Source organism: Streptomyces sp. WAC05292 (assembly GCF_003949955.1).
Classification (GTDB): domain Bacteria; phylum Actinomycetota; class Actinomycetes; order Streptomycetales; family Streptomycetaceae; genus Streptomyces; species Streptomyces globosus.
This window is the reverse complement of the sequence record NZ_RPSE01000413.1, coordinates 1-5,351: the sequence shown is the minus strand read 5'-3', so window position 1 is coordinate 5,351 and position 5,351 is coordinate 1. Positions and strand designations below refer to the sequence as shown.

The 5,351-nt window shown below is 74.4% G+C and carries 7 protein-coding genes; 2 read left to right on the top strand and 5 right to left on the bottom strand.

Annotated features, from left to right (window positions below; translation table 11 throughout):
- Positions 1 to 47: 47 nt before the first annotated feature.
- Positions 48 to 296 (bottom strand): hypothetical protein, encoded by a 249-nt coding sequence (locus tag EF903_RS28110; protein ID WP_125547826.1) that lies wholly within the window; start codon positions 294 to 296, stop codon positions 48 to 50.
- A 93-nt stretch (positions 297 to 389) separates the two neighbouring features.
- On the opposite strand from EF903_RS28110, the gene map reads away from it, so the two are divergent.
- On the top strand, positions 390 to 1,247 hold the full coding sequence (gene map / locus EF903_RS28105; protein WP_125547823.1) for a type I methionyl aminopeptidase: 858 nt from the start codon (positions 390 to 392) through the stop codon (positions 1,245 to 1,247).
- A 131-nt stretch (positions 1,248 to 1,378) separates the two neighbouring features.
- On the top strand, positions 1,379 to 2,026 hold the full coding sequence (locus tag EF903_RS28100) for a heme oxygenase (biliverdin-producing) (RefSeq protein WP_125547821.1): 648 nt from the start codon (positions 1,379 to 1,381) through the stop codon (positions 2,024 to 2,026).
- Here the strand turns inward: EF903_RS28100 and EF903_RS28095 are convergent.
- The 4 genes from EF903_RS28095 to EF903_RS28080 form a co-directional block, all read right to left on the bottom strand.
- Entirely contained in the window at positions 2,016 to 2,687 is a 672-nt protein-coding gene (locus tag EF903_RS28095; RefSeq protein ID WP_125547819.1) for a PhzF family phenazine biosynthesis protein, read from the bottom strand. The genes EF903_RS28100 and EF903_RS28095 overlap by 11 nt on opposite strands.
- 180 nt (positions 2,688 to 2,867) lie before the next feature.
- On the bottom strand, positions 2,868 to 3,443 hold the full coding sequence (locus tag EF903_RS28090; protein WP_125547817.1) for a GNAT family N-acetyltransferase: 576 nt from the start codon (positions 3,441 to 3,443) through the stop codon (positions 2,868 to 2,870).
- Positions 3,440 to 4,303, bottom strand: coding sequence for a PhzF family phenazine biosynthesis protein (locus EF903_RS28085; protein ID WP_125547815.1), 864 nt, complete (start codon positions 4,301 to 4,303; stop codon positions 3,440 to 3,442). Before EF903_RS28085 ends, EF903_RS28090 begins: the two co-directional genes overlap by 4 nt.
- A 65-nt stretch (positions 4,304 to 4,368) precedes the next feature.
- Positions 4,369 to 5,130 carry an SDR family oxidoreductase gene (locus tag EF903_RS28080; protein ID WP_185902861.1) on the bottom strand — a complete coding sequence of 254 codons (762 nt, stop codon included), beginning with the start codon at positions 5,128 to 5,130 and terminating at the stop codon, positions 4,369 to 4,371.
- Between the last annotated feature and the right edge of the window lie 221 nt (positions 5,131 to 5,351).

The following is a 5,351-nucleotide window of genomic DNA, read 5'->3' as shown; positions in this document are numbered from 1 at the left end:
CGTCCCCTCCCCCGCCCGCAGGGCCGTGATCCGCCGGACAGGACTTCCTACGCGCCCGGGCCGCCCCCGTCGTCCGGGGTGCCCTCGGCGGACTTGTCGTTCCACCGGGGGTCGTTCTGCCATTCGAGGTTGCGCTCCTGCGCCGTCTCCATGGCGTGGGCGGCCTCCTCCGGCGAGCCGTACGGGCCGAAACGGTCCTTCGCCGGGCACTCGGGGCCCTCTTCGACCTTCTTGTGGGCCAGGCAGTAGTACCACTCGCCCGGTTTGCCCGTCTGGCGCTTCTTGAACAGGGCCATCGTCCCCGGCTCCTTCCTCCGCGGCCGCGTGCCGCCTCGTACCGTCCTGTCTGCCGCCATGCTGCCCCAGGAGTGCTGGATACACTCGCTTGCATGTCTGGCCAGTCGCTGCTCGTACCCGGCGAGCTCTCTCCGACCCGTTCCGTTCCCGGCAACATCCGCCGGCCCGAGTACGTGGGCAAGCCCGCGCCCACTCCGTACACCGGGCCGGAGGTGCAGACGCCCGAGACCGTCGAGGCGATGCGCACCGCCGGCCGGATCGCCGCGCGGGCGATGGAGGAGGCCGCGAAGCTGATCGCCCCCGGCACCACCACCGACGAGCTCGACCGCGTCGCGCACGAGTACCTGTGCGACCACGGGGCCTACCCGTCGACGCTGGGCTACCGCGGCTTCCCGAAGTCGCTGTGCACCTCCGTCAACGAGGTCATCTGCCACGGCATCCCCGACTCGACGGTGCTGCGCGACGGCGACATCGTGAACCTGGACGTCACCGCGTACATCGGCGGCGTGCACGGCGACAACAACGCCACCTACCTGTGCGGCGACGTGGACGAGGAGTCCCGCCTGCTGGTGGAGCGGACCCGGGAGGCGCTGAACCGGGCGATCAAGGCCGTCAAGCCGGGCCGGCAGATCAACGTGATCGGCCGGGTCATCGAGTCGTACGCGAAGCGTTTCGGCTACGGCGTGGTCCGGGACTTCACGGGGCACGGCATCAACTCGGCGTTCCACTCCGGCCTGATCATCCCGCACTACGACAGCCCGCACGCCACGACCGTCATGCAGCCCGGGATGACCTTCACGATCGAGCCGATGCTGACGCTGGGCACCCACGAGTACGACATGTGGGAGGACGGCTGGACGGTCGTGACCAAGGACCGGAAGCGGACCGCGCAGTTCGAGCACACACTGGTGGTGACGGACTCGGGCGCCGACATCCTCACCCTGCCGTAGCCGGCTCCGGCCCCGGGGACGTTTTACCGACAACGCGTCGGGAACACATTGACTTAGGTATGCCTAAGCAGGAGGATCGGGCGTGGCGGCCGTGCCGCCACGCCCGGTCCCCCCTTCCCCGGAGGTCTGTCTTGGACGCCTTCTCCACGGCCATCCGCGTCGCGTCGCACGAGCAGCACACCGAGGCGGAGTCCTCCTCCTTCATGAGCGACCTGCTCGGCGGCCGGCTCGGAGTCGACGCGTACGCCCGCTACACCGAGCAGCTGTGGTTCGTGTACCGGGCCCTGGAGGACGCGGCCGAGGCCCTCGCCGGCGATCCGGTGGCGGGGCCGTTCATCCGTCCGGAGCTGCTGCGCGTCGCCGAGATCGAGCGCGACCTGGCGCACCTGCGCGGCCCGTCCTGGCGCGAGACGCTGGTGGCGCTGCCCGCCACGCGGGCGTACGCGGCGCGGGTCGCCGAATGCGCGGCCACCTGGCCCGGCGGATACGTCGCCCACCACTACACCCGCTACCTGGGCGACCTCTCCGGCGGCCAGATCATCCGCGACAAGGCGGAGCGGGCCTGGGGCTTCGCGCGCAAGGGCGACGGCGTCCGCTTCTACGTCTTCGCGGGCATCTCCAACCCGGCCGCCTTCAAGCGCGAATACCGCGGGCTCCTCGACGCGATCGCCGCGGACGACCTGGAGAAGCAGCGCATCATCGACGAGTGCAAGCGGGCCTTCGACTACAACGGGGCCGTATTCCGCGAGCTGGGGGCGGAGTTCCCGCTCAGCGCCTGACCGGCTGCGGCGGGGAGTCGAAGCGGACGCGTCCGCCGATCTCGACGGTGCCGTCGGGTCCGGGCGCGGTGAGGATCTGCGAGCCCGCGCCCTGGGTGATGTTCAGGGCGCGGTTCAGCTGGCCCGTCAGCAGGGCCGCGGCCGAGCCGGTGGCCTCGTCCTCCGCGATGGCCCCGTCGGGCCGCCGGGGGAAGCCGCGGGCGCGGACGCGGCCGGCGGCCTCGTCCTCCCACGCCCACGCGTACAGCCAGCCCTCGCCGGGCGGCGGAGCGGGCAGCGCGTCGACCTCGTCGGGCGTCGCGTACTGCTCCGTGCGCTTGCCCTCGGCCCACTCGGGCCGGACCGTGATCCAGGTGAACTCGCCGTCGTCGCGGGCCCATACGGATCCGGCGGGCGGCTGGAGCTCCTCTATGTCCAGCAGCCAGGCGACCCCGACGAGCGGGTGCCCGGCGAACGCCATGCGCGTGCCCGGGGTGCGGATGTCGACGACCCCGCGCTCGGGGTCGTCGACGAACACCGTCTCGCTGTAGCCGAGCTCGGCGGCCAGCGCCTGCCGCGACGCGTCGTCCGGGCAGGTGCGGCCGTCGCGGACGACGCCGAGCAGGTTGCCGAACCGCCCGTCGCCCGCGCAGAAGACCCTGAGTACGTCGAGATCGTTCACGCGGGCATTCAAACACGGCCCGGCCGCGGGCTGCGCGCCGCCGCCGGTCGGCGCGACCGCACCGGCGAGGCCCGCGAGTACGTCCGGGAGGACTCCTTTTCGGCCGCCGGGTGAGCCGGCCGCGAGCGCCCGCCGCGCCCGGCCGCGCCCTGGGAGGGGCCGGCCCCGGGGCCGGCCGGCCTACCAGAGCCGGTCGACCGCCCCCGGATGCAGGGCGATACGGGTGCCCGCGAAGTCCTCCGGCCGGCCGGTGCGGCCGCCGGCGCGCGGCGGGAAGTAGCCGAGCACCTCCTTGTCGAAGCCCGGGTCGTCCGTGGCCAGCGGCTCGGCGGGCGTGCCGCCCACCAGCACGGCGCCGGGCAGGCGGGTGAACCCGGCGCCCTCGTAGAAGCCGGCGAGCGGCCGGTCGCAGCTGAACAGCACGACGTCGACGGCCGGGTCGGCGGCCAGCGCCGCCCGCGCGGCCGCGACCAGCCGGCGCCCGTACCCGCGGCCGCGCACCGACTCCCGGGTGACGACGGCGCTCAGGCCGGCCGCGCGGTAGGTCCGCCCCGCGTGCCGGAGCCGCTTGTACAGCAGCGCCAGCGACGCGAGGACCGTGCCGGACGCGTCGAGCAGCAGCAGGGCCCGCGGGGCCAGCGCCGGGTCGTGCCCGGCCGCGGCACCCGGCCAGGCCTGCGCCTCCAGCTCGGCGACCTGCGCCGCGAGGTCCGTCGGCAGCTCGGCCTCCGGCCAGGCGGCGACCGTCGCCGTCATGCGGGGATCCGGACGCCCGCGCCGCCGACCCGCACCCGCTTGTCGCCGGGCCGCAGTTCCACCGTGAGCACTCCGGGGCGGCCCATGTCCTCGCCCTGGTGGAGGGTGAGGACGGCCTCGTCCGGTACGAGCCGCAGCTCGCGGGCGTACGCGCCGAAGGCGGCCGCGGCGGCCCCGGTGGCGGGGTCCTCGACGACGCCGCCGACCGGGAAGGGGTCCCGTACGTGGAAGGTGGCGGGGCCGGCCCGGTGCACCAGTTGCACGGTGGTCAGGTCCAGGCGCTGCATCAGCGCCTCCAGCCGGGCGAAGTCGTAGTCCAGGTCGGCGAGGCGCTCGCGGGTGCCCGCGCCGAGGACGAGGTGGCGGGCCCCGGCGAAGGCGATCCGCGGCGGGAGGGCCGGGTCCAGGTCGGCCGCCGGCCAGTCCAGGGCGGCCAGCGCCTCGGCGAGGTCGCCGTCGGCGATGTCCTCGGTGTGCGGCTCGACGCTGGTCAGGACGGCCCGCAGGCCGCCGCCGGTGTCGGCGACCGAGACGGGCACCGTGCCGGCCGGGGTGGCGAAGACCAGCTCGCCCGGACCGATCCGCTCCGCCAGCGCGACGGACGCGGCGACCGTGGCGTGCCCGCAGAAGGGGACCTCGGCCTTCGGGCTGAAGAAGCGGAGCGTGAAGGCCCGGCCGGGCGGGCCGTCGAGGCCCTCCGGGGGGCCCGTCAGGAACGCGGTCTCGCTGTAGCCCAGTTCGGCGGCGATCCGCAGCATCGCGGAGTCGTCCAGGCCGCGCGCGTCGAGCACGACCCCGGCGGGGTTGCCGCCGGCGGGGTCGTCGGAGAAAGCGGTGTAGCGCAGTACCTCGGTCGTCATGCTGTGGCTCAACTGCGGTGCGCCGCGGCGCATTCCCGGCCCGCCGCGCTTCCGGCGGGGCCGGATCAGCCGCGCCCGATGTACGGCATGGCCGTCGCCATCACCGTCGCGAACTGCACGTTCGCCTCCAGCGGCAGCTCCGCCATGTGCAGCACGGTGCGGGCCACGTCGGCGGCGTCCATCACGGGCTCCACCGCGAGCTGCCCGTTCGCCTGGAGGATCCCGGTCTGCATCCGCTCGGTCATCTCGGTGGCGGCGTTGCCGATGTCGATCTGCCCGCAGGCGATCCGGTACGGGCGCCCGTCCAGCGAGAGCGACTTCGTCAGGCCGGTCACGGCGTGCTTGGTCGCCGTGTACGCGACCGAGTGGGGGCGGGGGGCGTGCGCGGAGATGGAGCCGTTGTTGATGATGCGGCCGCCCTGCGGGTCCTGCTCCTTCATCTGCCGGAAGGCGGCCTGCGCGCACAGGAAGGAGCCGGTGAGGTTGACGTCGACGACGCGCCGCCAGTCCTCGGGGGAGATGTCCTCCAGGGGCACCCCGGCGGGGCCGAAGGTGCCCGCGTTGTTGAAGAGGAGGTCGAGCCGGCCGTACCGCTCGCGGACGGCCGCGAAGAGCGCGGCGACGTCCTGCGGGGAGCTGATGTCGGCCGGGACGCACAGCACGTCGGCCCCGGGCCCGGCCGCCCGCGCGGTCTCCTCCAGCGGGGCGGTCCGGCGGCCGGCGGCGGCCACCGCCCATCCGGCGCCGGCGAGGGCGAGGGCGACGGAGCGGCCGATGCCGGAGCCGGCGCCCGTGACCACGGCGGTCTTCTTGCCAGGTGCGTTCATGGGGCCGCAGGGTACGGCAGAAGCCGGGCGCGTCGGCGGACGTTCCGACAGCTGAGAGCATGGACCGGCCAGGGGTGTGAAAAGACGACGAAAAGACTGGAGTCCGCATGCCGGAGACAGGCCCTGCGACGGCCGCGCACGAGCCGTCGCCGAAGACGCCGCCCGCCGAACCGACCGCCTCCGCCCCGGGCGCGGACCCCGGCCCCGGCTCGGCCTCCGCC

Bases quoted from the DNA above. Each gene is read 5' to 3' on its own strand.
- EF903_RS28090 (WP_125547817.1), bottom strand. From the start codon at position 3,443: ATGACGGCGACGGTCGCCGCCTGGCCGGAGGCCGAGCTGCCGACGGAC.
- EF903_RS28080 (WP_185902861.1), bottom strand. From the start codon at position 5,130: ATGAACGCACCTGGCAAGAAGACCGCCGTGGTCACGGGCGCCGGCTCC.
- EF903_RS28110 (WP_125547826.1), bottom strand. From the start codon at position 296: ATGGCCCTGTTCAAGAAGCGCCAGACGGGCAAACCGGGCGAGTGGTAC.
- map (WP_125547823.1), top strand. From the start codon at position 390: ATGTCTGGCCAGTCGCTGCTCGTACCCGGCGAGCTCTCTCCGACCCGT.
- EF903_RS28085 (WP_125547815.1), bottom strand. From the start codon at position 4,303: ATGACGACCGAGGTACTGCGCTACACCGCTTTCTCCGACGACCCCGCC.